The sequence below is a fragment of the Sideroxydans sp. CL21 genome, from assembly GCF_902459525.1.
GTDB lineage: Bacteria > Pseudomonadota > Gammaproteobacteria > Burkholderiales > Gallionellaceae > Sideroxyarcus.
The window spans coordinates 1,068,568-1,093,676 of sequence record NZ_LR699166.1 but is presented as its reverse complement, the minus strand read 5'-3'; the positions used below and the strand labels follow the sequence as shown (position 1 = coordinate 1,093,676).

23 protein-coding genes and 2 pseudogenes are annotated in these 25,109 nt (G+C 50.8%); 10 read left to right on the top strand and 15 right to left on the bottom strand.

Annotated elements, in window-relative coordinates; translation table 11 throughout:
- The first annotated feature begins 64 nt into the window (after window positions 1-64).
- The gene (locus tag QOY30_RS05160) at window positions 65-754 is read left to right on the top strand and encodes an MlaA family lipoprotein (RefSeq protein WP_283743563.1); all 690 of its coding nucleotides are present in this window, start codon (window positions 65-67) and stop codon (window positions 752-754) included.
- A 50-nt stretch (window positions 755-804) separates the two neighbouring features.
- On the opposite strand, the gene htpX is transcribed toward QOY30_RS05160, so the two are convergent.
- Entirely contained in the window at window positions 805-1,686 is an 882-nt protein-coding gene (gene htpX / locus QOY30_RS05155; RefSeq protein ID WP_283743562.1) for a protease HtpX, read from the bottom strand.
- Window positions 1,687-1,941: 255 nt separating this feature from the next.
- Here htpX and QOY30_RS05150 point away from each other — a divergent pair, with 255 nt between their 5' ends.
- Both QOY30_RS05150 and QOY30_RS05145 read left to right on the top strand, forming a co-directional pair.
- Window positions 1,942-2,484 (top strand): cytochrome b, encoded by a 543-nt coding sequence (locus QOY30_RS05150; protein WP_283743561.1) that lies wholly within the window; start codon window positions 1,942-1,944, stop codon window positions 2,482-2,484.
- A gap of 52 nt (window positions 2,485-2,536) precedes the next feature.
- Window positions 2,537-3,100, top strand: coding sequence for a YceI family protein (locus tag QOY30_RS05145; RefSeq protein WP_283743560.1), 564 nt, complete (start codon window positions 2,537-2,539; stop codon window positions 3,098-3,100).
- 35 nt (window positions 3,101-3,135) lie between these two features.
- Here the strand turns inward: QOY30_RS05145 and QOY30_RS05140 are convergent, their stop codons facing one another.
- Both QOY30_RS05140 and QOY30_RS05135 read right to left on the bottom strand, forming a co-directional pair.
- Window positions 3,136-3,381, bottom strand: a complete 246-nt coding sequence (locus QOY30_RS05140) for a hypothetical protein (protein ID WP_283743559.1) — start codon at window positions 3,379-3,381, stop codon at window positions 3,136-3,138.
- A gap of 210 nt (window positions 3,382-3,591) precedes the next feature.
- Window positions 3,592-4,425, bottom strand: a pseudogene (locus tag QOY30_RS05135) (IS630 family transposase); the annotation flags it as partial.
- A gap of 233 nt (window positions 4,426-4,658) precedes the next feature.
- Here QOY30_RS05135 and QOY30_RS05130 point away from each other — a divergent pair.
- From QOY30_RS05130 to QOY30_RS05115, 4 genes and pseudogenes are all read left to right on the top strand, one after another.
- Window positions 4,659-4,914 (top strand): annotated as a pseudogene (locus QOY30_RS05130) (integrase core domain-containing protein); the annotation flags it as partial.
- 301 nt (window positions 4,915-5,215) lie between these two features.
- Window positions 5,216-6,178: an IS5 family transposase gene (locus QOY30_RS05125; protein WP_283743558.1), complete on the top strand. Its 963-nt coding sequence runs from the start codon at window positions 5,216-5,218 to the stop codon at window positions 6,176-6,178.
- A 347-nt stretch (window positions 6,179-6,525) separates the two neighbouring features.
- Window positions 6,526-8,772: an EAL domain-containing protein gene (locus QOY30_RS05120; RefSeq protein ID WP_283743557.1), complete on the top strand. Its 2,247-nt coding sequence runs from the start codon at window positions 6,526-6,528 to the stop codon at window positions 8,770-8,772.
- A gap of 370 nt (window positions 8,773-9,142) precedes the next feature.
- Window positions 9,143-10,402 (top strand): alkaline phosphatase family protein, encoded by a 1,260-nt coding sequence (locus tag QOY30_RS05115; RefSeq protein WP_283743556.1) that lies wholly within the window; start codon window positions 9,143-9,145, stop codon window positions 10,400-10,402.
- Between the two features lie 152 nt (window positions 10,403-10,554).
- Here the strand turns inward: QOY30_RS05115 and QOY30_RS05110 are convergent, their stop codons facing one another.
- Window positions 10,555-11,682, bottom strand: a complete 1,128-nt coding sequence (locus tag QOY30_RS05110) for a GGDEF domain-containing protein (RefSeq protein WP_283743555.1) — start codon at window positions 11,680-11,682, stop codon at window positions 10,555-10,557.
- Window positions 11,683-12,037: 355 nt separating this feature from the next.
- Here QOY30_RS05110 and QOY30_RS05105 point away from each other — a divergent pair, with 355 nt between their 5' ends.
- The 3 genes from QOY30_RS05105 to QOY30_RS05095 all read left to right on the top strand — a co-directional run bounded on the left by QOY30_RS05105 (window position 12,038) and on the right by QOY30_RS05095 (window position 15,636).
- Entirely contained in the window at window positions 12,038-12,790 is a 753-nt protein-coding gene (locus tag QOY30_RS05105) for a SapC family protein (protein WP_283743554.1), read from the top strand.
- Window positions 12,791-12,965: 175 nt separating this feature from the next.
- Window positions 12,966-13,658 (top strand): transglutaminase-like cysteine peptidase, encoded by a 693-nt coding sequence (locus tag QOY30_RS05100; RefSeq protein ID WP_283743553.1) that lies wholly within the window; start codon window positions 12,966-12,968, stop codon window positions 13,656-13,658.
- Window positions 13,659-13,665: 7 nt separating this feature from the next.
- Window positions 13,666-15,636: a bifunctional diguanylate cyclase/phosphodiesterase gene (locus tag QOY30_RS05095; protein WP_283743552.1), complete on the top strand. Its 1,971-nt coding sequence runs from the start codon at window positions 13,666-13,668 to the stop codon at window positions 15,634-15,636.
- A 4-nt stretch (window positions 15,637-15,640) separates the two neighbouring features.
- Here the strand turns inward: QOY30_RS05095 and QOY30_RS05090 are convergent, their stop codons facing one another.
- From QOY30_RS05090 to QOY30_RS05040, 11 genes are all read right to left on the bottom strand, one after another.
- Window positions 15,641-16,027 (bottom strand): type II secretion system protein, encoded by a 387-nt coding sequence (locus QOY30_RS05090; RefSeq protein ID WP_283743551.1) that lies wholly within the window; start codon window positions 16,025-16,027, stop codon window positions 15,641-15,643.
- Complete coding sequence (locus QOY30_RS05085; protein ID WP_283743550.1) at window positions 16,027-16,536, bottom strand: type II secretion system protein; 510 nt, start codon at window positions 16,534-16,536, stop codon at window positions 16,027-16,029. Before QOY30_RS05085 ends, QOY30_RS05090 begins: the two co-directional genes overlap by 1 nt.
- On the bottom strand, window positions 16,533-18,449 hold the full coding sequence (locus QOY30_RS05080; RefSeq protein WP_283746030.1) for a secretin GspD/PilQ domain-containing protein: 1,917 nt from the start codon (window positions 18,447-18,449) through the stop codon (window positions 16,533-16,535). Before QOY30_RS05080 ends, QOY30_RS05085 begins: the two co-directional genes overlap by 4 nt.
- Before the next feature lie 32 nt (window positions 18,450-18,481).
- A complete protein-coding gene (locus QOY30_RS05075) occupies window positions 18,482-18,991 on the bottom strand; it encodes a hypothetical protein (RefSeq protein ID WP_283743549.1) in 510 nt (169 codons plus the stop codon).
- A complete protein-coding gene (locus QOY30_RS05070; RefSeq protein ID WP_283743548.1) occupies window positions 18,991-19,539 on the bottom strand; it encodes a hypothetical protein in 549 nt (182 codons plus the stop codon). The genes QOY30_RS05075 and QOY30_RS05070 overlap by 1 nt, the downstream gene beginning before the upstream one ends.
- Window positions 19,536-20,066 carry a hypothetical protein gene (locus QOY30_RS05065; RefSeq protein WP_283743547.1) on the bottom strand — a complete coding sequence of 177 codons (531 nt, stop codon included), beginning with the start codon at window positions 20,064-20,066 and terminating at the stop codon, window positions 19,536-19,538. The genes QOY30_RS05070 and QOY30_RS05065 overlap by 4 nt, the downstream gene beginning before the upstream one ends.
- A 2-nt stretch (window positions 20,067-20,068) precedes the next feature.
- Complete coding sequence (locus QOY30_RS05060) at window positions 20,069-20,896, bottom strand: hypothetical protein (protein WP_283743546.1); 828 nt, start codon at window positions 20,894-20,896, stop codon at window positions 20,069-20,071.
- On the bottom strand, window positions 20,877-22,568 hold the full coding sequence (locus QOY30_RS05055; protein WP_283743545.1) for a GspE/PulE family protein: 1,692 nt from the start codon (window positions 22,566-22,568) through the stop codon (window positions 20,877-20,879). The genes QOY30_RS05060 and QOY30_RS05055 overlap by 20 nt, the downstream gene beginning before the upstream one ends.
- On the bottom strand, window positions 22,565-23,752 hold the full coding sequence (locus QOY30_RS05050; protein WP_283743544.1) for a type II secretion system F family protein: 1,188 nt from the start codon (window positions 23,750-23,752) through the stop codon (window positions 22,565-22,567). The genes QOY30_RS05055 and QOY30_RS05050 overlap by 4 nt, the downstream gene beginning before the upstream one ends.
- Before the next feature lie 9 nt (window positions 23,753-23,761).
- On the bottom strand, window positions 23,762-24,160 hold the full coding sequence (gspG, locus tag QOY30_RS05045; RefSeq protein ID WP_283743543.1) for a type II secretion system major pseudopilin GspG: 399 nt from the start codon (window positions 24,158-24,160) through the stop codon (window positions 23,762-23,764).
- Window positions 24,161-24,475: 315 nt separating this feature from the next.
- Window positions 24,476-25,087 (bottom strand): lytic transglycosylase domain-containing protein, encoded by a 612-nt coding sequence (locus tag QOY30_RS05040; RefSeq protein WP_283743542.1) that lies wholly within the window; start codon window positions 25,085-25,087, stop codon window positions 24,476-24,478.
- Window positions 25,088-25,109: the final 22 nt, after the last annotated feature.

Here is a 25,109-nt window from a genome sequence, read left to right as displayed (position 1 = left end):
CCCTCTATAATCAAAACTATTCTTACGGCTCGCCCACATTTTCATGCTTTTGATGCGAATATCCATGTTGCTTGCAAGTCTGCTGTTGGCAGGTTGCAGCTCAATCAATCTCAGTGCATACACCCAGGAAAAAGATCCTTTCGAATCCTTCAATCGCGGTGTCGATAAATTCAACGACAAGCTAGACCGGGCCGTGATCAAACCGGTTGCGCAGGGTTATAACAAGGTCGTGCCCAGCCCGGTGAAAACCATGGTCAGCAACTTCTTTTCCAATCTGGATGATGTGGTGGTTACCGCCAACGACATTCTGCAATTGAAATTCAGGCAAGCTGCGAGCGATGCGGCACGGGTGGCCTTCAACACCACTTTCGGCATTTTCGGCTTGATCAACATCACCGATCGTCTGGAAAAACACAACGAAGACTTCGGTCAGACGCTCGGCTATTGGGGTGTGCCTAGCGGCCCGTATCTGGTGTTGCCTATCCTGGGACCAAGCACGATACGCGATGGCACAGGACTCTACACGGATAGCTACTTCAGCGTCATCAGCAACACCAAAAATGTTCCGGCGCGCAACAGCGCCTGGGCTCTCGAGGGTTTGGACATGCGGGTAGGCTTGCTGGAACAGGAAAAAGTGCTGGATGATGCAATCATCGACCGTTACAGCTTCATTCGGGATGCATATCTGCAGCACCGGCAAAGCCTGGTGTATGACGGCAACCCGCCGCGCCAGAAATTCGACGATGACAATTAAAAAACGGCGGGTTTAACCCGCCGTTTTTGTTGCGGCTCAATCGCTCTCAATTATTTCGCTGCACGCAAGGCTTCGATGCGCTCATCCAGGGGCGGGTGCGTCATGAACAGCCTGGAAAATCCACCCTGGCTGGAGATCGCCATCGCGGCCATATTCTGCGGCATCGCGGCTTGCTCATGGTTCACCTTCAGGCGCTCCAGTGCCGCGATCATCTTCTGCCGTCCTGCCAGATTCGCTCCGCCGGCATCCGCACGGAACTCGCGCTGACGCGAGAACCACATGACGATGATACTGGCCAGGATACCCAGCACGATCTGCGCGGCGATCTCGGCAACGAATGCACCGATACCGGGGCCGTTGCGCGGGTCGTTCTTGAGCAGCACGCGGTCCACGAGAATACCGATGATCTTGGCAAAGAACACCACGAAGGTATTGACCACGCCCTGGATCAACGCGAGCGTGACCATATCCCCGTTGGCGACATGGCTGATCTCGTGGCCGAGCACGGCTTCCGCTTCGTCGCGGCTCATGCTGTGCAACAGGCCGGTACTCACTGCCACCAGTGCATCATTCCGGTTCCAGCCGGTGGCAAAAGCATTCACGTCCGGTGCATCGTAGATTGCCACTTCCGGCATACCGATGCCGGCGGCTTGCGCGTGACGGCGCACGGTCTCCACCAGCCAGCGCTCAGTCGGGTCTTGCGGGTTCTCAATGACCTGGGCCCCGACCGACATTTTGGCCAACCACTTGGACATCAGCAGGGAAATGATGGAACCGGAAAAACCGATCACCGCAGACATCACCATCAGCGCGCTGAAATTGATTCCGCCGCTTTGATCCAGAACACGATCCACCCCCAGCAGGCGCAAGGTGAAGTTGATAACCAGCAAGACAGCGAGGTTGGTCAAGATGAACAAGAATATTCGTTTCATTGCGTAAACTCTCCAAAAGTACGAAGTATGGCGGCGCGGAATGTATCACCCGGCCACGGCCACCATAATGCGGGCGGATCGGGGATTTTCAAGCCCTACCACCCCGCTCGGGCGTGTATTTGAATGATGTCGGCAAGAAAAGTTGCATCTGCCTGTCTGTCACAAAGCATGTCCGTGCAAGTACAAAACTTTGATTGACACGCTGCCGAGCTCTTCACTAGGATATTATGAAGAGCGCATATTAAAGAGGCAGAAATGACTGATCGCTATACAAAAACCGCTGTCATCCTGCATTGGCTTATCGCACTGCTGATCTTCGCCGCCTTCCCGCTGGGGCTTTACATGCATGGCCTGCCGCTCTCGCCCACCAAATTGCGCTTATACAGTTACCACAAGTGGATAGGAGTCACCGTATTTCTATTTGCGGTAATTCGCGTATTCTGGCGATCAACCCACCGTCCGCCGCTTTTGCCTGACGCCATGCTGCGCTGGGAAAAGATCGCCGCCGAAAGTGTGCATTACCTGCTTTACACATTGATCTTCATCGTTCCAATCACCGGCTGGCTGATGAGTTCAGCCAAAGGGTTCCAGACCGTGTGGTTTGGTGTTCTGCCTCTGCCCGACCTGGTCGGCAAGAACAAGGCACTCGGCGACTTGCTGCAAGAGCTGCACGAGATGTTCAACTACATCATGCTCGGTCTGGTAATTGCCCACGTCGCCGCTGCAATCAAGCATCACTTCATCGAACGCGATGACATACTTACGCGCATGATTCCATTCCTCGACAAAAAATCCTGAGAATGCAACAGTCGCTTTTTTGTAAATTCACCACCTGCAAGGAAAAACTGCCATGAATAAACCGCTGCTTATCCTTCTCGCCACAATATTCGCCATTCCCGCTTATGCCCTGGACAATTACACGATCGACCCGACACATACCTGGCCGATGTTCGAAGTAAATCATCTTGGATACTCCACCCAGCGCGGACGTTTCAACAAATCCAGCGGCACGATTACTCTCGATGTCGCCGCCAGGCAAGGCAGCGTCGACATCGTCATCGATGCAAACTCTCTCGACATGGGCTTCGCCAAGTGGGACGAACACATGAAAGGGGAGGAGTTTTTTAACGTCTCACAATACCCGACCATACGTTTCACTTCCGACAAGCTGATTTTCGACGGCGACAAAGTCGTCGGTGCCGAGGGAAAGTTCACTCTGCTCGCCACTACGCGGCCCCTGACCCTGCGGGTGGAAAACTTTCATTGCGCACCGTTCCCGCTGACCAGGAAAATGCACTGCGGCGCGGACATCTCCGCCACCATCTCGCGCATTCAGTTCGGCATGGCGAAATTCGTGCCTATGGTTGGTGACGAAATCAAGCTCTATTCTCCGATCGAGGCCAACAAGGACTAAAACAACTTTATTCGGGGTTCGCCTCCCGAAAATTGTTATTCGAATACAAGTGCGAAATCGTGCTTTATCCAAACGTCCGAAGTAATTTCATATCCGTCGGCATTTGTAGTGTCGTCTTTGTAGGCAGGATCGCAACCTTCAACTATAAAGGCAAAATCTTCATCCGGATCCGAGTCAATCACATCCACCACGTAGATAATCAAATCCGGCGTGGCGCGTGAAACGTATGTCTGCCCAATAAGGGGCGGTTCGATTTGCATATTTTGATTGCTTGTTGTCATAAGCGCGATCCTTATGCGAATTAAATTCTGACTTCAGTCGTGTTCAGTTGCAGAACAAGTCTTTTTTGCCTGGGTTGTTGCCACAATTGTACGCCAATGCAAGTAAGCGTTTGTAGACTCATATTTTTCCGGCCTGATGAAATATCCCGACATCTTTAATATTGGTTCTGTCAAAAAACGAGTGGGGTAACAGCGTGCGGGTTGATCCTGAGGAACCTTTGTATAAATGGCGTGCTTCAAATCGGCGTTAAGCCGCTCTTCAGGATTTAGCTCCGGGCTATAGCTGGGTAGGTAAAACAATTCGATCTTGTCTTTATGTTCTTCCGCCCATTTCTTGACTGGTTTGCTGTGATGCACTCGTAGGTTATCGAGAATCAAAAACACTTTCTTCTCCGCCTCTTTGATCAGCGCTTCCAAGAACTCGACCAGCTTGTCCGAGTTGAATGCCTCATCAATGATCATCCAGCGTGCCTTGCCCTGGTTGGTGACGGTGGCGATCATCGATAGCTTCTGGCGTGAGCCGCCTACCGCATAGGTCACCGGTGTTTTACCAGCGGGGGCGTAGCTTCGACCTCGCGCTCGGTATTCACCACCACCGTTTCATCACCCGAGTGAATCTCGGCCTCCTCAAGCTTGGCGCGTTTTTCGATTGCCGGATATTCGTTATCCAACCATTCCTGCACGGCTTCAGGGCGTTGCTCATACGCTTTCTTGATTGGCTTTTGCGGTGTGAATCCCCAACGTTTGAGGTGGTTGCCAACACCCCGCGCCGATAGCTTGATGCCGCATTCGCCCTCAATCAGTTGCATGACCGCAGCACGGTTCCACAGCGCAAATTACATCTTCAGTTGTTCCGGTCGCTTGTCGCAGATGATCTGCCGAACTGATCTCTCTTGTTCGTCACTCAAGAAACGGCCATCGCCACCTTGTCTGCCACGAGAAGCGGGCTTTATTGCTGCTGAACCAGCCTGCTCGTATCGGTCTATTATGCCACGCGCTGTCGGGCAGGAAAGCACTCAACTCAACAATGCGCATCATGCCTATGGTAGTCGACTTTCGTTTCATCTAGCCCCCATTATCGATACTGTAAAAGCGCTTATCCCCTCGCAGGGAAGAAAGACCTTGCGCCACACGCGGGCGACGTTACTGATGCCTGCATTACTGCTCGCGCCCAACTCCACTGTGTGCCCTGACATGACGCTGCAATATCCGGACACGCAATGTGGATTGTAATAATAGGTGTCATTCGAGGGCATGGTCGTTGGTGTCGGTATCGGTATCGTAACGGCGTTCAGCTCAAGCTGATCCAATCTGGCAAGCCGATGCAGTATGCCTATATCGAAAGTCTCAACGGTCGGTTCTGGGATGAGTGCCTGAACGAGCATTGGTTAACCAGTTTGGTGGAAACACGGGTTCTAGTTGCTGCATGGAGGCGCGATTTCAATGAGAAGCCTGCACAGTGTGCTGAACTATAAGACGCCAGCTGAATTTGCTGCGCTTCCGCCCGGTAGCGTAGAAACTGAGAATGGATAGCTGATTTCCGAACTTTGCCAAGAGCCCCGGCACTACAACTGAGAGCAGGTCAGAGTAGGATGTCAACGATCAAACATAGGATATTTTGGGCAAGTAGATTCACGCAGCTAGCCTGATGTTCAGGATTCCTGTCAAGTGTTACGCATCAAATTTGAACCCGCGTCATAATCCTGTTACCTATTAGTTTTATATTCAATCACCCAAGGTCATCGCGGAGCCACAATTTAAGGAAATGCCGAATAAGTCCACGCGAGGAGGGTGTAGTGCGTTAAAGCCCAAGGCACACCACGAGGCGAATGAGATGAAACAACAAACATTGGCAGTAAACGGATTCGAGGCATTTGGGAAGACGACGCGCAAGGCGGAGTTTCTTGGGCGCATGGATAAGCTGGTTCCCTGGTCAGAGTTCTGCGCAGTGATCGATCCTTTCTATCCCAAGGCCGGAAACGGACACCCGCCGGTTGGTCTGGAACGCATGCTGCGGATGTACTTCATTGCCAACTGGTTCAACCTGTCCGATGTCGCCTGTGAAGATGCCTTGTATGACGTACCGGCATTTCGTGACTTCTGTCAGTTTGACTTGGGGTGTGAGCGTATCTCTGACGCTACGACCCTGATGAACTTCCGCCACTTACTCGAACAGTACAATCTGGGTGCTGCAATGTTTAGCAAGGTGGGCGAGTTGCTTCTGGCCAATGGGATGAAACTCTCAGGCGACACCATCGTGGATGCCACCATTATTGCAGCACCAAGCTCGACCAAGAACGCCGACAATGCGCGTGATCCCGAAATGCACCAGACCAAGAAGAACAACCAGTGGCACTTCGGCATGAAGGTACGCATTGGTGTGGATAGCAAATCAGGCCTTGCTCACAGCGTCACGGTCACGCCCGCCAACATCCGCGGCAGTCAGGAACTGCCAAACCTGCTGCATGGCAACGAAACCCGTTTGTATGGTGACAGTGCCTACATTGGTCAGAAAGAAGTACTCAATCAGGTTGCGCCAAAAGCAAAAGACTTCACCAACAAACGCGCCAGCCGCAGCACCCTATTGACTGATGCCGACAAGGAAACCAATCGCAGGAAGTCACAGGTGCGAGCCAAGGTCGAACACCCGTTTCGACCGCTCAAAAACATCTACGGATTTGCCAAGGCGCGCTACCGTGGCCTGATGAAGAACGCCAACCGTGCATTTGCGTTGCTGGCACTGATCAATTTGGACAAGTGGGGATCGCCACTGACAGGACAGGAGTGTCCAGCGTAGCAAAGATCAGGGGAATGTTTCCTGAATGACAAAACAAGATGCTCAATCGCAGATGAAAAGCGTCTTTTTGTTCAACAATTCGGATTCATCAACACTGCACCTGCACTGTGCAGGTGCTAGTTCGGCGTTTCCTTAATGTGATAGTTATGTCTAGTAATTTATATACGGCTTCTTTGCTCAACTTTGCTTCATTCAAAAACATTAGAAAGTGACACCATTGATAAATGGACTTTATAACCAATTCGCAATCTTTCGTTGGTCACTCGGAACCACCCATACCTCAGAAACTCATCAAATTGATTATTTTTTTTGCCAAAAAGCAAAAAGATAGGGCGGACAAATAGAAAATGGATACTATGGAATACCCCAAGTTGGCCTTCATGAACTTTACCTCCGGTCTGCTGGGTGGCGGGGGAGTACAAATTGACATCAAGCCGCCGTCCCGCGTTCTTCTGGTTGACGATGAACCAAGAATGCTCAGCAGCCTCGGCGAACTCCTCAAAACAGGCGGTTATCAGCTGGCTACTGCCGTATCCGGTTTTGAAGCGATAGACCACTTGGGCAAGGGCAAATTTGATCTGGTCATCCTCGATATGTCCCTTCCGGACATAAGCGGTCGTGAGGTCATGGACTTCATCATCTCCAGCGATGTGGACACGGATGTGATCGTGGTCAGCGGAAACAACGATATTGATTCTGCAATCGGAGCATTAAAGCGCGGCGCATTCGACTACTTGCGCAAACCCTATGCCCGCGAAGAACTTCTCAAAGCGGTCGGAAACGTCCTGAAGCAACGCGACCTTAAGGCGGACAACCAGCGCTTTGCCTGGCAGCTTGAAAGTTCCGAAAGAGTCTACCGGTATTTCGTTGAAAACTCTCCGGACATCATCTACACGCTGAACAACGAAGGCATGTTTACATTTGTAAACAACCGGGTCGAGCAATTGCTCGGATTGTCGCGCGAGGAACTGATAGGCAAACACTATTCTTCACTGGTTCACGACGAAGACAATGAACTGGCCCGCTATGTTTTCATAGAACGCAGAGTCGACGAACGCGCTTCCCGCAATGTCGAGCTGCGACTCAGGAGTCACAAGGGATATTGCGAAAGCCGGACATTTGAAAACTCTCTTCTGACCATCTCGTTCAGCTCAATGGGAATGTACGCGCTGAACCAGAACGAAAACAACCCCGAGTTTCTTGGAACCTACGGAGTTGCGCGGGATATCACGGAACGCAAGCGGGCCGAGGAGTTGATCGCCTATCATGCCTATCACGACATTCTGACCGACCTGCCCAACCGGGTGCTGTTCAAGGACCGCCTGGGCCTGTCGATCATTCAATCTCAGCGGAACGAGACCAAACTGGCGGTCATGTTCATAGACCTCGACCGCTTCAAGCTGGTCAACGACTCGATGGGCCATGTCAGGGGTGACGAGCTCTTGCAGCAGGTCGCCGTTCGATTGAAAGAATGCTTGCGCCGGAGTGACACGCTGGCCCGTTTGGGCGGAGACGAATTCATATTGTCCATCCCCGACTTGCGGGACAGGCAGGACGTCGCGGAGATCGCAGAAAAATTTCTCGATTGTCTGCAACAACCGTTCTTCCTCGGCAGCACCGAAGTGCGAATTTCAGCCAGCATCGGTATTGCCATGTACCCGGATGACGGTTCATCCATCGAGGAACTGGTGCGGCATGCCGACCTGGCCATGTACCACGTCAAGGCGCAGGGGAAGAACGGCCATTCTTTCTATGACAGCTCAATGGTTGATGCATCGCACCAGAAACTGGTGGTCGAGCAAGATCTGCACAGAGCGCTGGAGCGCGGTGAACTTGAAATGTACTACCAGCCTCAAGTGGATGTATCAACAGGTCGTATTGTGGCCGCAGAAGCCCTGATGCGCTGGAATCACCCGGAGCGGGGCTTGCTGACACCCAGCGAGTTTTTGCCTTTTGCTGAAGAAAACGGCCTCATGATCCCCATCAGCGACTGGATGCTTGAGTCCATATGCAATGACCTGATCGAGTGGAATACGACATTGAACGAACCGGTCAGGGTAGCGCTGAACCTTTCGCCGCAGTATCTCGAACGGGGAAAGTTTGTTGAAAAGCTGACCAGCGCGCTGAAACGTCACGAAATTTCCCCGCAGCAAATAGAAATCGAAGTCACTGAAAACACCTTCATACGCAACCCCGACCATGCAATCGAGCAATTCAACAGACTGTGTCAGCTCGGCGTGAGCATTGCAATCGACGATTTCGGCACCGGCTATTCTTCCCTCGCGTACTTGCAACGGTTCTCGATCCACACGCTCAAGATCGACCAATCATTTGTGAAGGAAATCCATTGGGAGAGCGCCCATTCGCCCATCATCCTCGCCATCATCTCCATCGCGAAGGGGCTCGGCTTGAATGTGGTCGCCGAAGGTGTTGAAACAGAAATCCAGTCGAGATATCTGGAACGCGCCGGCTGCAATATCATGCAGGGATACTTGTATCACCGCCCGATTCCCAAAACCAAACTAATTCAAAAGCTGGCTGAACTGGAATCAGAGCAACTGGAAAAATCCTTCGAACAGGCCGGCGCGAAATAATCTGAAAGCCACGCACTGCAACTCTTTCCGAAATCCCGGTTAGAGGGCGCGCTGAATTATGAGGAAGGTTCAGGAAGGGAGCAATTAATAATGACGCAGATTGGGAGGAGAGATACGGCGGCATTCGTTAACTAATCCTGAATTTCATTTCCCAAAATAAAGGCTATCGATTCTGCATACATACGTATGGGCATGACTAAGTAGCCTCCTGCAGAATAGTCCGTTCGGATCATTCTCAATTCATATGCATGTCATTTTGCGCCCCAATAATCACAACCGAGCTGCCAATTTCATTATTGTGATTTGTCATGCTTGATTTTTTGTTACAGAGAAGCAACCAGCAATTCAAACCAACACAGGAGATCCCATCATGAAAAAATCCATTGCAGCTCTAAGCCTGCTGGGCATCGCGCTAGCGAGCTCGGCTTTCGCCAGCGAGGGCAAAACACCCGAAGGTATCCGCCATCTGGATCATGTTTTTGTGATCATGATGGAAAACACCAGCTTTAACCAGATTCTCAATAACCCGAACGCCCCATTTATCAATCAACTGGCTCATACAGGCAATTTGGCAACAAACTATTTTGGTATTGGCCATCCCAGTTTGACCAACTATCTGGAAGTAGTTGGCGGCTCCAACTTCGGCGTGCAAAGCGACAATGATTCAGATTGGCACAGCACATCTTGCGCCACCAACCTCACAACGGGTGTTGCGAATACCGACAATCCGCCAAGCCCAAGCATCTGCCCGATTTCGGGTTCCGGCACTGACGCTGCAACGCCTGCCATCGACTCAACAAACGAAACTCAAGTATCGTTCCTTAACAATATCGATGGCATCCAGGCTATTCCGGCTGCGGAACACATAACAGGAAAAACCATTGCCGACCAGCTTGTTGAAGCAGGCCGCACTTGGAAAAGCTATCAGGAAAATGTACCGGCCAGTGCTGACTCGGTGAACTACAGCGATGGCGTTTATTCAAACCTGACTGATTTCTCCAAGATCACGCCGGTAATGAATCCGCCGCTGACTTCTGCCGGCATCGTCAGCCTCTATGCGGCCAAGCACAACCCGTTTGTCTACTTCCAAAGCGTTCAGGAAGGCCGCAATCCCGAATTAAGTTTGGCAAACACGGTAGGTTTCGACGGGGCAAACGGATTGTTCGGCGATCTCGCTTCGGGCAAGGTTCCGGCTTTCTCCTTCATCGCACCGAACCAATGCAACGATCAACATGGTCGCGGCAATTCGGGGCCGTTCTGCAACTACGATCCGGTCTCGGATGGTACTCAGGCCGGCCTGAATCCCGCTCTGATTCAACGTGGCGATATGACGATCAAAAAACTCGTGACGGCAATCAAGAACTCTCCAGCCTGGAGCGAAGGCAACAATGCGATTGTTGTGCTTTGGGATGAGAATGACTATAGCCTAACACCGAATATCAATAAGGTAGCTCTGATCGTGGACACAAACTACGGAGCGAACGGCAAGACAAGTGCAATCCGCTACAACCACTTCTCCTTGCTCAAGACAATCGAGGCCGCGTTCGAGTTGCCATGTCTGAATCATGCCTGCGACGCAAACGTGCAAGTAATGTCCGATCTTTTCGGCTCCCAGCACGACAAGAAATAATCGAAGGACACGTCCGAGCAACTGCCCGGAATGTCCTGCCAGTTGAGGCAACACCAAACGGAAGGGCTGCGAATGCAGCCCTTTCACTATATTGTTATTGAGTATTCCTGAATACTCGCGCGGTAAGTGCGGTGCTTACCAAAGTGGTTCGATCAATCGAAGTTGAGCAACTTGCTCAAGCCACCTCTCATCCCGATCGTTCCGGCCAACCTGTTTTCGCTGACAACTCTGTTTCGCCCTTTCCTTTTTGCCTGGAACAACGCCTCATCGGCTGTGGATATCAGCTTGTGTGCAACTGCCCGGTCATCTCCATCCAATTCATCGGGTGCCAAGGCCACACCTATGGAAATGGTTACAGACAAACTATTCTTTGGGGTGATCTGAAATGGTTGTAAGGCAATTGTAGAGCGTATCCGCTCGGCAATTTCACAAGCATGCTGAAGTCCGGTCTGGGGTAACAGCACTACAAACTCCTCGCCTCCAAAGCGAGCCAGCACATCATTGCCGCGCAACTGGGTTTTAATTTGTTTGGATATGTTACGCAATACTTCATCTCCGGCAGGGTGGCCGAATGAATCGTTTATGCGTTTGAATTTATCTATATCCAGGAACATGCAAGCCAAAGGTGTCTTATGTCGCCGAATGCTGGCAACCTCCTCTTGGCAGCGAGACTCAAAGTATCGCCTGTTAAATATTCCGGTTAGGGCGTCGGTGAAACCGACATTTTTCAGGCGCTCATGATTGAGGGAATTTTCCAGACAAATAGAAAAAATATTTGCCAGCCTTTCTATGAAGTCTGTACTGCTGTCATCGGTAAAGCGTTCAGTTTTGCAACTAGCCAGATTCAAACAGCCAATCAGTTCATTCTTCCGCATCAAAGGCAACAGGATCATCGACCGGCTTTCGGAAGGCAAAGTATCGAATATCGCGCGCGGGTGGTCCATATCGAAAGCCCCGAGATATAGCACTGGATCATCAGTGCGTAGCTTTTCAAGTAGTACCAGACCGCGTACTTCCGATGCGCCCGATTTCTCCCTTTCAAGAAATCGCCTGATTTCGAAATCCGGATCGGAAAGTACGAGTGTAGCGGTATCGGTTTCGCTTGCCGATTTATAGTCATTTAGAATTAGATGAATAAGCTCGGGCAAGGAGTGCGTAGAAATTAGCCGCCTTTCCAGTTGGTCAAAGCGGCGCCATTTCTTTTCATTCAATCGCGCTTCATCCATCAAAGACCGAAGTTGACGTCGCAATATCTGATTTTCGGCTTCACTTGCGTTCATAGCGGCTGCACGTGTGATTTGTTCGACTATTGTATAAATCGGCCAGGGTTCCCGTTCAACAATCGCGAGTTCGAATTTGAAGCGGTGCAATTTAAAGGCGCAACCACAAGAAAACGGAATTCGCTTGCATCTGTGCCTTTTTGATCAGCCAATTTAAATTTCACCGCATTCTCGAATCGCCTATGCCCACAAAATAGAGAAGGCAGATGACAGGAATATTACCAGATGAGACGTTTCTTCCAATTTGAAGGGCGAAACACAACTGCAATAAGTTAATGACATACTTCTTTAGCTATAAGAAAACAAGTAAATCAATGCTTGAAACTATTTTCTAATGAGGAAAGCTATGCCAGTCATGCAAATATACGAACGTCCAGTTGCACTCGATCGAAATGTTCATCAAGAAATACGAATCAATGGCGACAGGAATTTTTTCTTTGCGAGCGCATGCCAGTCCGCGATTCTTGCAGCAATCGAGATGAATCACGCAAGCAAGGAATTCCCGGTCGTATTCATTAAAGAAAACGACAGCTATTTGCCTACGGCCATTTTTGGTCTTCAACAAAATCAAAACCTGTTTGTCGATGAGTCGGGGCAATGGACAGCACGCTATACCCCGGCCTTCATTCGCCGGTATCCTTTCGTACCTGCCATGGGGCAAGAAGACACGATGACAATATGCATCGACGAAGCCGCCGAATGCGTAAATCGGGATCATGGCGAGCATTTGTTTTTTGACGGAAGAAATTCTGCATTACTGGAAAGAACAATTCAATTCCTACAGGAATACAAAGCACAAACTGACACAACCATAGCGCTTGTCAAACAATTGGCCGATGCCGGCCTGCTTACTGAGAAAACGGCAAATTTCCAGCTTAATGATGGGCAAACTTTCAGTCTCTCCGGGTTCTTTATGGTCGATACGGAAAAACTATCCAAGCTTCCTCCTGAAACCACCTATAGCATGTTCCAGTCCGGAGCCCTGCACGTTGCGTACCTGCACCTGTCTTCTTTGGATAACTGGGACCGGCTGATTGGTTTACAAGCCGGGCGTTCTAAAAGAAACACTGAAACGGATTTTGTCAAACCTGCTGTCGCGCATGCCTGATTTCGAGTTTTAGCAAACGAGCTGTCCGCATCATACGTGTGGCCAGTGTTGCCGATTGAACTGAAATTTTGCGGCATTTGCAGCCACACGCACGCAGGCTTTGTCCACATTACAGATCACGTTGCGGGAATCTAACCCGCGTTTTCTCGCAAATGCAAGATAGAAATCGGCAAACATGTCATCTCCAGTTGGAAGTAACGAATCTCCAATACTTAAAACTGGACATAAAGGTGTCGCTGTATTGATTCTTTCGTTGATAATTTCTCTGTGCGTCGCAGAAAGCTTTACTCAGAACTATTTCTCCAATATGGACAAGAATTTTTTCGACCACATAGCCAATCGCTTTGAGCCATCTGGTGCGTTTCGCCTTGCCTATACGCGCCAACTGCTTCTGGAGCACATGAAAAAGTTGCCAATTAACGATGCAATCACATTGCGATTCGTTAATGATCTGCTTAATAGTGTTCCCCAAGTTGAAGATCTCGCGCATTGGGGCGCAGTAGACTACTGGGCCAGCCCCGCCGAATTTATCGCCAGCAATGGCGGCGATTGCGAGGACTTTGTCATTGCCAAATATTTCGCTTTAAAAGAAAGCGGGATCCCTGCCGAAAAAATGCGCTTGGCTTACGTTAAATCCTTTCAGGGAGGGAAAATAGAAAACCACATGGTGCTTGCATATTATCCAGTTCCCAGCGACGAGCCATTGCTGCTGGATAACATTCAGCCTCAAATGCTGCCGGCTAGCAAAAGGCCCGACCTCCTGCCCGTATATGAATTCAATGGCGATCTTTCGGACAAATTCAGTGGTCCGGCCATGCGCAAATGGGGCGAGCTGGTAGAGCATATGAACAAGGAGTTTGCATTGTGAGAACGCGATGAATCTGAAAGTCCAGTTTTTGCTTGGAAGCCTGATCGTTGTGCTATCGGTATTTACCATGCTTTTTATGGGCATGGGAATGCGGCTACAGCATTATTTCCAAGGTCAACTCAGCTCTCACGCTCAAGATACCGCTACATCACTGGCAGTTGCCATCAACTCGGCAATGCGCCAACGAGACTCGATACTACTGGAAACCACGGTCCAGGCAGTCTTCGATAGTGGCTATTACAAACGCGTCGCCGTAATGGATGCCGCCGGCAAACAAATAGTGGAAAAAACTCTCCCGCCGACCACCGGAGACGTACCAAAGTGGCTCCCGAAAGTCATCAAGCTCGACACACCACTCCGCTCTGCATTTGTCACCTCCGGCTGGAAGCAGGCAGGAGTCGTCGAGGTTACCAGTCAGCCGGCTTTTGCCTACCGGGAGCTTTGGCAACTGATGAAAGATGCAACAATATGGCTATCAGCCGCGATCCTTTTCACAATGCTCCTCATGGCAGCGCTGGTGCGATCTATACTTCGTCCTCTCGGTCAAATTGAAAAAGCGGCGCTAGCCGTTTCCAACAGGCACTTCCCCGTCATCGCTCCCATACCGCGCGCGCGCGAACTCGGACGAGTTGTGAAAGCTTTCAACACCCTGTCTTCTTCAGTTCGCTTGATGCTGAGCGAGGCAGAAAATCTTGCCGAGCAATTTCGCAAGCAAACATTGACTGATACGCTGACAGGCATAGGCAACCGTCGCAGTCTGGTTGCAAATATCGAAATGTTGCTTGAATCTCCCCAAAGTGAGTATGCGCTTGCTTTGATTCAGGTTGGGGGATTGACTGAATTGAACAGCTCGACCGGTCATGAGCAAGGTGACCAATTCGTGCTTGCCTTGGTCGACGCCATAGCAGAGTCTCCCCACCTGACATTTCTCGCCAGAGTCCAGGGATCCACCTTTGCCTTGCTGCTGGAATCCACATCGGAAAGCGCACTGGCGGAAATATTGGATGCAATCAGCCTGAGTCTCGAAAATGTTTGCAAAAATTTCGACCTCTCAAGCGAGGTACGTTGCTCCGCAGGAGCGGTTCGATTATTTTATAATCATACAAGCAGCGAAGCACTGGCCAAAGCAGACGAGGCTCTGGCTCGAGCCCAAAAGTCTGGTCAAAGTGAGGTCGACTATGCCCAAGGGTCAGGGATGCCATCAGGTCTGTGGAAGAAATTTCTGCAAGAAGCCATGGCGGACAACCGTTTCGTTTTATATGAGCAACCGGTGATCGGCCAAGTGGGAAAAGAGCTTCAAGAAGTACCTGACCCGCTTCATTTTGAGGTTTTTTCCCGGTTGATCGATTCCGACGGAAAATTGATCAAGGCCGCACGATTCATGCCGATGGCTATAAGGCATGGTCTCGCTACGGATATAGACAGACACTGCCTGCTCAACCTCGTACGAATCATGAAATCGTATAATGCGGCCGGAAAACGATATGCTTTCAATATTTCCCATGAGGTACTGCGTGACCATGCTTTCCCTGAATGGCTCAGTAAGCAGCTTGATGATTCCGCTCTGGCCAAAAGCAGTCTGATTCTTGAGGTTGCCGAATCGTTCCTGCACGCATCACCGCAAGAGGCGCAACGTTTCTCGGAAACTATGCTTCAACAAGGACTGTCATTCGGAATAGATCAATTCGGATTGCACAAGGGCACCGTAACTGAACTGGCGAAATTACGTCCTTCTTACTTCAAATTGGCAACTGACCTTACCCGTCATTGTTCCGAAGTGGAAGAATATGGCGAATATATAGCCTGGCTTGTAAAAACATCAGAGATTTTGGGGGTTCCGGTCATCGCAACTTGCGTTGAAAAAAAGGAATGGTTCGAACGCTTGGTCAAGGCTGGAGTTCTGGGCTTTCAGGGACAACTGATCGGGCCGGTTTCATCACTGGAGAATCCCGCGAATATCGAGCAAGACCCCTCCTAACCCTTTACCATTGACTATACGGCGTTCCATCTATGGCATTACCCGGTGCTGCGCTTCTTACATTGTAAACTTTGCCTTGAACATCTCCTCCTGTCGGCGCAATGACCACCCAAGTCTGGTTGCTTCCGGTCAACGGGTCGGGAGGAATTTCTCTCAGATATTTTTTAACCACCAGATCATCCAATGAATCCGGATATTTCCCGTTATCGCCATAGTATTTGTCTATGGCATCACGAAACCCGCTAAGATCCGAATGCAAAGCAGCCTCTTTGGATTTATCAACGCTACGAAAATAACGCGGCATGGTCAAGCTTAATAACATTGCTATGATCGACATAACAACGAGTAATTCAATGAGCGTGAACCCCTTGCTTTTACGGCGATTGGTCATTACCAGTCCCTGTAAGGAATACCGTTAAGTCCAACCCCATTGGAAAGCGTATAAACGTCAAATACGTCAGTGCCCTCATGCGGGGAGTCCGGACTGCTTTCATAATTTCGTTTACCCCATGTCTGTTCAGCAGGCACATTCGAATCCTGGGCAAATGGATCGCGAGGGATTTGCCTTAAAAAATATATTTTTCCTTTTTTTGGGTCATCGATTTTTTCGACACCATAAACCAGGTCCTTCAACAACTTGGGATAGCCCGATTCCCCAACCGCTTTTGCTATGTGCCCTTCTTCAACTGCCTGTCTGTAGGCATCGATTGCTCCGCGAATTTGTCGCAAGCCGGATTGCAATTCCTGCTCTTTATTCCGCTGCACAACGAGCTCCGCCATAGGCAATGCAATACTCGCCAGAGTTGCAACAATGGACACAGTAATCAACAGCTCGATCAGCGTAAAGCCGGGCTGGCGATTGAGTTTCCATAAATGCAATGTGTAATTGCGCGATATCATGGGGATGCGACAGGTTGTGCCGAAAGATCCGGTTTCAATTCCTGCTTGGTCAGCTCCACCGGAGATGCAGGCTGTACGGAACTGACAGGGGGAACGGGAGTCGGCGCTGGTTCATTCGCTGGTAAATCGACCGGTTTCACGGCAGGTGCCGGCACGATATTAATCTCGACTGGTAGAAGGTAAGGTGTTTTCTTGGGGGCGCTACCAATAGCGTTGTCGGTGCCGGATGCAAATTGGTTGGACAGCTCGTCAGGTCGCGTCACATTGCGAACAACATGCGGCGTGATCAGAAGCACAAGATCTGTTTTTTTCTTATTGCTGTTGTCGTTAGAGAACAGTCTGCCGATCAAAGGTATCTCGCCCAAGCCGGGAATCTTGTTCACTGTGGAAGTGATGTCGTTTTGAATCAACCCGGCCAGGACCTGCGTTTCACCATCTTTAAGCCTTAATACGGTATCCGCATTACGCGTGCCCAGCTCGTAGACCTGAGTGCCTGCAGCCGTCGTGATCGTTTGGTTGACACTGCTCACTTCCAGCTTGACCTTCATATCGACTTCGTCATCCAGCCGGATGCTCGGCTCCACGTCCAGCTTGAGCCCTACATCGATATAGTTAACCGATTCCGCGCTACCCACTCCGGCAGTCGCCACCGTCGTCAGGATTGGCAGTTTTTGGCCGATGTGAATATTGGCTTTTTCCCGATCTTTTACACGGATGCGCGGATTGGCAAGCAAGGTAGTATCGGTATCGGTTTTTTGCAGATTAAGCGCAAATGCCGGGTCAGTGATTTTATAGGTCAAGAAATTGGAGTCGCGATTCTGCCATTGATTGAGCGTATAACTCCCTGCAGTTCCCAGGCTGGCACTGAGTTGCTGGGGGAATTGCAGACCCAGATCGTTCAGGCGGGCAGTATCGATTTCCAGAATTTCGACTTCCAGCTCCACTTCCGAATCCGGCAAATCTTGTGCAGCGATGAGCTTTTCCGTCAGGCGAATGACTTCCGGAGTATCTCGCATGACCAGCAAATTCCTTCTCTCATCAATAAAGACATCCTTGGCTTTGAGAATTGTTTTGACCATTTCCAGGGTCTTTTTTACATCGGCATTGGCCAGATAAAAACTCTTGACCACCTGTTGCTGGTAATCCTTCATTTTTGCGGGTGTATCCGGGTAGATGATAATGGTGTTTTCATTTATCACCTCTTGTTGCAATTGATTTGTAACAAGCACAAGCTTGATTGCATTTTCGATCGTCATATCCTTGACGAGGATGGTCGTTTTCAACTCGGGCTTGATGTCCTTATCGAACACAAAATTCAATCCGGAAACACGGGATATCACGCTGAAAACGGACTTGAGGCCGGCATCCTGAAATTCCAGAGAGAGTGTCTTTTTGAGCGCCTTCTTGATAATAGGCGACGCAGACACTTCACGATCCTCAGCATTCTTCTCATCTATCTGTTTCTGTAAAACTTTAGCGTCGTGATTCAAAGGATTTTCCGCGAGAATCGGTCGCAGCTTAGCTGCGGCCTCCTCTCTGTCACCCTTGTTGAATAAAGCCTGTACCTCTGCCAACTGTTGCTTGCGCACCTTGTCTCCCTGCACCTGATCTATCCCGTCATTGGCACGCTGATTGTTCGGATCGATGCCCTGCACTCGCTTATAATCGTTCACTGCGGCGTCAAATGCTTCATTCACCCTTTCAAATTCTGCTTTTCCCAGCAGCTGACTCACAATCCGCTCGCGCTGGGTGAACAGGTATTGCCTATATTCCACATTTTCGGGATCAGCCGCGGAAGCTTGTCCGATCTGAGCCAATCCTTGCTCAATTTGTCCTTCAGACAGTTTTTCCTTGCCCGCCTCAAAGTCACGTACCGGTTGCTGATTGGCGCATCCGCCCACACCCAACACCATCCAGAGCAACAACAACTCAACAGGCCTCAACTTCAATTTGCTTCTCCAATTTGCACAGTTTGTTTTATTTCCAACGGTAAATAGGTCAAGATCATCACCGGGGGATTGATCGCATCCACTCGATAACTGGCTTCAATTGCATCCCCTTCCCGTACCACAAAAATCCGGCTTTGCTTCTCCAGAAAAACGGCGCGATGATCTCCCTCTTCCAGCATTTTGCCGATGTAATTGAAGGGTAATGGCGGCGCGGAAGGACGCGGCGGAATCTTGGGTGGCGGTGGCGGGGCATACCATGATTTGGCTGTGAACATATCCTTTACGCCTTCGGGAAGGGCCGGTCTTTTCAACTTTTTCACAAGAGAATCCGCCTCCTCGAGTGCCGGATGTTCTGGCCTTTGGTACATTTCCCGGTCTTTGGGAATCTCCGGATGAACGACCCTTATGTCCCCATCATCCTGATTATTGACCGATGCCGTAGCCGCAACTGTCAGCAACAAGGCTGCCCCCAATAACCAGCTGCGGTATTTTTTCGGGATATTCATCAAATAACGCTCAGATAGATGGAGAAGCGGATTTTGGCTTCAAGATCGCCTTTGCCGACGGCTTCTCGCCTGAAACTGACTTCTTCCAACGCTGCCGATGGCACCGAATTCAAAACCTTGACGATGAATTTTCTGATCTGGATATACGAACCTTGCACCGGCAGATTGACCTCGTAAATTCCCATCCTCCCCGATTTGCCAAGACTATATTTGTATTCTCCCTGCGACAGGCTGATCGATTCATCGTGAGCGGCACTGTATATAGCCTTGAACAAATTCGGCGCTTTCTGCCGGACTGGGAAGAATTCGTAGAATGCATGTAGCTGCCCGCCCGCCGAATACGTATCCTCCTCCGGATTCAGGCGAGCCATTTCCAAGCGTTTCCGTTCTTCCGCCACGTCTTGCGTCAACTGCTCCAGCTTCGAATGTTCCAGAAGGATCATGGACAAATAGCCGGCTAGCGAAAAAGCCACCAGGGCCATCCCGGCCATTCCCGTCAACCCGAGATTCTTCACCCACCGGGAAGTAATCCATAAAAAACGATTCATGGGCGTCCTCCCCATGAGGCCTGGAGCATGAACCTGACAGGCTGTTGCGGGTCCTGTTCCTGAATCTGGTGATTCACCAACTCCACATCTCGAAACAGGGAAATATTTTGCAGATAGGCAAGGTAAGCAATCATGCTATCCAGCGATTTTGCTTCAGCGTTGATACGAACAAATCCCTTCTGTGCATCGGGCTCGATGGCCAGGACCGCAATGTCATCTTTCTGATACGACTCGATCGCCTCGAATAATTCTTTCCACGGCAAGTTGAGTTCGAGAATGATGGCCTTCGCTTGACTGGTCTCAAGGGCAATTTGTTCGCTGTCTTTCTCTACCGGCATCTTATCCAGCCGCGGGATTCTTGCACTCCTGAGACTGGCGATCAGTGTTTCCTGCTGGGAGATTTTCTGGCTTTCCTCGTGGTAACTCCAAGCCATGAATATCGTACCGGACAATCCCACCAACAGCACAGCAAGCCCGGCCCGGATGTTGCGCCCATCGTTCAAGAAATCAAGTCTAAGCGCTTCCATGACTACATCCCCGCCGTAACCATCGCATAGCTAGTAGTCATTTCCTCTTGCGAAAGCCCAAGGGGAGGATTCAACACGAGCCTGTTTATCGACCAGTGCCCGCGTTTTATCGATGTCATTCCCGCCACCTCCGGAGCCAAAACAAACACCTTGTTGAGTTTCTCCCCGTTGGCCGCCAGCAATGCCTCGCGCTCCAGCATCAACATCGCTTCCTCGAACCAGTCGGAAACTACATGGCGCAGGCGGATGCTGGACCATTGCCCCGCTTGCTGTAATCCAACGCAGATATTGTCTCGCTCCGCCAGCACGAACCAGGACGCGCCGCTACCCAATTCGCTCCGGCAAGCATTGAATGCACTCATCAAATACGGCTGTACAAATTTCAGGCTCAAAGTCGTAGCCTCAAACAGCACCTTGAGATGATTCAGCAGCGCATGTGGTATCGCGCAGGCTATCGATGGAGATCCGAACGATCCTTCGCTCAGGCGAAACTCCCAGCTCGAACTCGCCTCTCCATAAACTTCGTCGAAACGATGTTGGACCAGGGCCATTTTTTCCGGCCCTGACAATATTGCTTCGTTCCATGGCAACACCAGGTAGCGCACGAAGTAATTGGACAGGATGACCGTCGCGTCCGCTTTTTTCCAATCCTTGCCGTTCAAAACGCTTTCCAGCATGGCAACCACCGGCTGCCACCCAGACTCAGGACCCGTATAAGGCAACACCTGCTTCGAATGAATGCGGCTTCGCTTGCCTCCCTGATGATGCAGGACGATCAAACGATCTTTGCAAAGTACGATACGTACTTTGTCACGCCACAAAGGTAACACGGTTGATCTCCTGTAACGTGGTCTCGCCCTGCTTCACCAGAGCGAGCGCCGATTCCCGCAGGTAGCGTGTACCGTTGCGGCGGGCGGCTTCTTTGATTTTCCGGATCGGTTCTCTGGCGACGATCAGTTCCCTGATTTCATCGTTCAGATGCAGCATCTCTGCGATCGCCTTGCGCCCTTTATAGCCGGTTCCCCGACAAAGTCCGCAGCCGCGGCCAGCCATAAATTTGTACTCGTGCACGGCCTCCGGTTCGATACCCGAGCTTTTCAGCAATTCGGCACCGGGCTCGGTCGGCTCTACACAATGAGGACAGGACAGCCGCACCAGGCGTTGTGCCAACACGCCATTCAATGCCGACACCAGACTATAGGGATCCACACCCATATGCATAAAGCGTCCAATCACATCGAATACGTTGTTGGCATGCACGGTCGTGAACACCAAATGTCCCGTCAACGCCGATTGAACGGCAATCTGGGCGGTTTCCGGATCGCGTATCTCGCCCACCATGATCTTGTCAGGATCGTGCCGCAGGATTGATCGCAGCCCCCGGGCGAAAGTCAGTCCTTTCTTTTCGTTCACCGGGATCTGGAGAATTCCGGGCAACTGGTATTCAACCGGGTCCTCAATGGTGATGATCTTGTCCTCGCCATTGTTGATCTCGCTGATCGCCGCGTATAGCGTTGTCGTCTTGCCGCTGCCGGTAGGCCCGGTCACCAGTACCATACCGTACGGCTCGTTTGAAAGGCGTCTGAACCGCGCCATGCTTTCCTCATCGAAACCCAGCCTTTCGAGGCGAAGGCCTTGCATTTCATCGGAAAGACTGCGTCGATCCAGAATTCTCAGCACCGCATCTTCACCGAAGCTGCTGGGCATGATAGACACGCGAAAATCGACCTCATGCCCCTGGGTATTTACCTTGAAGCGCCCGTCCTGGGGAATACGGCGCTCGGTGATATCCAGTTCGGACATCACCTTGATGCGCGAGATGACTTGCTCCGCCATCTCGACTCCCGAAACTTCTCCGGCAGAGATCAACACCCCGTCGACACGGTATTTTATTTTCAGTCCGGTGGAGTGCGACTCGATATGAATGTCGCTCACACCTCCCTTGAGCGCGTCGTAGAGAGTGGAGTGAACCAGCTTGACCACCGGATTGGTATCTTCGCTAATCCCTTTCAAGGTGAGATTTTCGGTATGTTCCGTTTCGTCGGTTGTTTTGCCACTGTTGGACATGATGCTGTCCATTGCGCGCATGTTTTCTTCATAGCGTGCAAGATATGCCGCGAAATCTGTCGGATGGATGAGGTGCCAGGTATAGGAGCGTCCGGAAACGGCTTCGGCCCATTCTTGCAGTTCGGCTTCAAATGGATCGCAGAACACCGCCGTCAGATTATCGCTGGCATCGCGCAATATCATGCATTCCCGGCGCGAGACCTCGGCGAAGGAAATGCTATCGAATGTCGGCGAACAAGTATTCAAAGTCTGCATATCCATTACCGGGTAATGGAACAGACGCCCCATCGCTTCAACCGCCTCATGCGGCGTCAGGGAAAACTCATCTTCCAGTACTTCGGTGGTATGTCTCCCCAGTCGCTTGGCATCGACATGCGCCTTGCGAAAATGCTCCACAGCGAGATCCAGGTTCCGCTTCTCCGATACGGTATTCATTGGATGCTCCCGGCCAGATCGAATATCGGCATGTACATCAAAACCACGATCACCCCGATCACCACCCCGATCACCGCCATCAGGATCGGTTCGAACAACTTGGTGAACCATTCAACCCATCTGGCCATTTCCTCATCGTAGAAAGTGGCTATGCGCTCCATCATCTCGCCCATATTTCCGCTGCGCTCGCCTACGCGCAGCATGCTTAATGCAACCGGTGTGGTAAGTTCATGTGCTTCCATGGCTTGCGAAATCGTCCAGCCTTCGCGGATACTATTGGATGCCAGTATCAATTTTCCCCTGAGTGCCGGCTGCAGCAGGCCGGACACCATGTCGAGCGCGGTGACTGCCGGTATTCCGCCTTTGAGCAGCATGGCGAGAGTCCGGTAAAATCGGGCCAACTGATAGATGTGCATGCGCTCTCCGAGCGCGGGGATACGCCATAGTCTGGTCAGCAGTGCCTCCCGGACGGATTGGCGGCTCAAACAATAAATCGCGCCCAATAAACAGGTGGCGACCACCGCCAGCATTAACATTCCATGGTTATGCAGCATTGCACCCCACTTGAGCAGCACCTGCGACATCCACGGTAGCGAGGTGCGTGCGCCTTCATAGACTGCAGAGAACCTGGGAACCACATATCCCAAAAGAAACAGCATCACCAATCCACCCGCAGCCATCAACACCACAGGGTAAATGGATGCACTGACAATTTTCTTTTTTACGAAATTGAGTTGTGTCTGATAAGAAACAAACCTGCTTAATGCCTCATTCAGCCCCCCGGTTTTTTCACTGGCGCGAATGGAAGCGATATAAAGCGGCGGAAAAATTTCCTGAAACTCTTGCAAAGCAGCAGAAAAAGTCTGCCCTTCATATAACCGCGAGATAACCGAGTCGAGCACTTTTTTTGAATCTGAATTGCGTTCTTTGTTGGCAAGGGCAACCAATGCTTCTATCAAACTCAACCCGGCTTCCAACAATGAGAGCAGTTCCTGACTAAAGAGCACCAGAGGAAAAGCACTGCGCGGTTTCAATTGAATCAGCGCCTTGCCTGCGGCTTTGACGCTGAGCACGGCATATCCCTGACTTTTTGCAACGTTTGTCGCGTCGCTCTCGTTCAGGGCCGAAATGGAAAGTACGGATACTCCCTCACCGCTTCGCAGAGCCTTTATCTCGAACTGCATATGTACGCTCTACCAGTTGGTAACATCGGACGCTTCGCCTGTGCCGCCAGGTTGTCCGTCTTTGCCATAGGACAGCAGATCGTACTCGCCATGTTCTCCAGGCTGCTTGTACACATAAGGCTTACCCCATGGATCGAGCGGCACGCTTTTTTGAAGGTATGGACCGCCCCATTTGGCCTCGCTTGAGGGTTTGGTGAACAATGCCGACAATCCTTCTTCGGTGGTGGGATAGCGACCGACATCCAGTCGGTACTGATCCAGCGCCTTTCCCAATGCATCGATCTGAGCCATCGCGGTCTTGGTTTCGGATTTGCCGATTTGCGCAAAATACTTTGGCCCGACGTAGCCGGCCAGTAAGCCGATGATCACCATCACCACCAGCAATTCCAGCAAAGTGAATCCCGACATGCTTGTTTGCCTAACCTTGATTTTCCCGGTCACGTAATACTCCCAATTACTCCGTTTGTTCATTAAGCAGTGATCAATATCACTGCAAGGCAGAAATTCGTTGGCTCACCAGTAATTTGGTGAAATGACTGGAAGAGACAATCTTGAAAAGACCAACCAAACTCTTATCAGAACTAGACAACACACTGCCGTACAAGCACAGCCAGTTCATTGTGGTTAGCATGTCGATTGTAGGCAGATAAGATTACAGAATCATGAACCCGGCTTTGCTGCCGCCCCCGCAGGAAAGGGCTAAAGGCTTTGCAATAAGGGGATTTACCTAACCTCCCTTTGATACCTTTTGTACAGCCCGATCACCCTGGGTACATAGGCCGCAGTTTCAGGAAAAGGAGGAATGCGATCTCCGTACTTTACGACATTCGCCTCACCCGAGTTGTAGGCAGCGAGCGCAAGTTGCAGATTGTTGCCAAAACGCTGCAACAGGCTGCTCAGGTGCTGAGCTCCGGCCTGGATATTCTGGCCCGGGTCGAAAGGATCGGATGCCCCGTAGTGCCGCGCCGTTTCCGGCATCAGCTGCATTAAACCCATCGCCCCTTTGCCCGATACTGCTCTTGCGTCGTAGCCTGATTCGGTTGCAATGACTGCATGCAGCAATGCCGGATCAAGATGATAGATCGATGCGACACGGTTAATTTCCGGTGTGAATATTTTTTGTTGCGACAGGTTGATACCGTTGCTTCGGTGCACGGCGAATTTTGTCGGTTCCATAGACTGATCCGTTCGCAGACTAAGCACATAGCGCGCATCCGTTGGGACATTGCTGAAATTCGGCGTACCGTTGGCATCCGTATACATGTAGATATCGCTACGCGCTTCATTGCAAGTCGCACACAAACACACCAGCAAGCCAAGCAAAGACAGAGGCACTGTCCGGACTCGTTCCGGAACA

Bases quoted from the DNA above. Each gene is read 5' to 3' on its own strand.
- QOY30_RS05080 (WP_283746030.1), bottom strand. From the start codon at position 18,449: ATGGTGTTGGGTGTGGGCGGATGCGCCAATCAGCAACCGGTACGTGAC.
- QOY30_RS05085 (WP_283743550.1), bottom strand. From the start codon at position 16,536: ATGATATCGCGCAATTACACATTGCATTTATGGAAACTCAATCGCCAG.
- QOY30_RS05125 (WP_283743558.1), top strand. From the start codon at position 5,216: ATGAAACAACAAACATTGGCAGTAAACGGATTCGAGGCATTTGGGAAG.
- QOY30_RS05150 (WP_283743561.1), top strand. From the start codon at position 1,942: ATGACTGATCGCTATACAAAAACCGCTGTCATCCTGCATTGGCTTATC.
- QOY30_RS05050 (WP_283743544.1), bottom strand. From the start codon at position 23,752: ATGCAGTTCGAGATAAAGGCTCTGCGAAGCGGTGAGGGAGTATCCGTA.
- QOY30_RS05095 (WP_283743552.1), top strand. From the start codon at position 13,666: ATGAATCTGAAAGTCCAGTTTTTGCTTGGAAGCCTGATCGTTGTGCTA.
- QOY30_RS05100 (WP_283743553.1), top strand. From the start codon at position 12,966: ATGTCATCTCCAGTTGGAAGTAACGAATCTCCAATACTTAAAACTGGA.
- QOY30_RS05140 (WP_283743559.1), bottom strand. From the start codon at position 3,381: ATGACAACAAGCAATCAAAATATGCAAATCGAACCGCCCCTTATTGGG.
- QOY30_RS05075 (WP_283743549.1), bottom strand. From the start codon at position 18,991: ATGAATATCCCGAAAAAATACCGCAGCTGGTTATTGGGGGCAGCCTTG.
- QOY30_RS05070 (WP_283743548.1), bottom strand. From the start codon at position 19,539: ATGAATCGTTTTTTATGGATTACTTCCCGGTGGGTGAAGAATCTCGGG.
- QOY30_RS05090 (WP_283743551.1), bottom strand. From the start codon at position 16,027: ATGACCAATCGCCGTAAAAGCAAGGGGTTCACGCTCATTGAATTACTC.
- QOY30_RS05160 (WP_283743563.1), top strand. From the start codon at position 65: ATGTTGCTTGCAAGTCTGCTGTTGGCAGGTTGCAGCTCAATCAATCTC.
- QOY30_RS05145 (WP_283743560.1), top strand. From the start codon at position 2,537: ATGAATAAACCGCTGCTTATCCTTCTCGCCACAATATTCGCCATTCCC.
- gspG (WP_283743543.1), bottom strand. From the start codon at position 24,160: ATGTCGGGATTCACTTTGCTGGAATTGCTGGTGGTGATGGTGATCATC.
- QOY30_RS05105 (WP_283743554.1), top strand. From the start codon at position 12,038: ATGCAAATATACGAACGTCCAGTTGCACTCGATCGAAATGTTCATCAA.
- QOY30_RS05110 (WP_283743555.1), bottom strand. From the start codon at position 11,682: ATGAACGCAAGTGAAGCCGAAAATCAGATATTGCGACGTCAACTTCGG.
- QOY30_RS05065 (WP_283743547.1), bottom strand. From the start codon at position 20,066: ATGGAAGCGCTTAGACTTGATTTCTTGAACGATGGGCGCAACATCCGG.
- htpX (WP_283743562.1), bottom strand. From the start codon at position 1,686: ATGAAACGAATATTCTTGTTCATCTTGACCAACCTCGCTGTCTTGCTG.
- QOY30_RS05115 (WP_283743556.1), top strand. From the start codon at position 9,143: ATGAAAAAATCCATTGCAGCTCTAAGCCTGCTGGGCATCGCGCTAGCG.
- QOY30_RS05120 (WP_283743557.1), top strand. From the start codon at position 6,526: ATGGATACTATGGAATACCCCAAGTTGGCCTTCATGAACTTTACCTCC.
- QOY30_RS05055 (WP_283743545.1), bottom strand. From the start codon at position 22,568: ATGAATACCGTATCGGAGAAGCGGAACCTGGATCTCGCTGTGGAGCAT.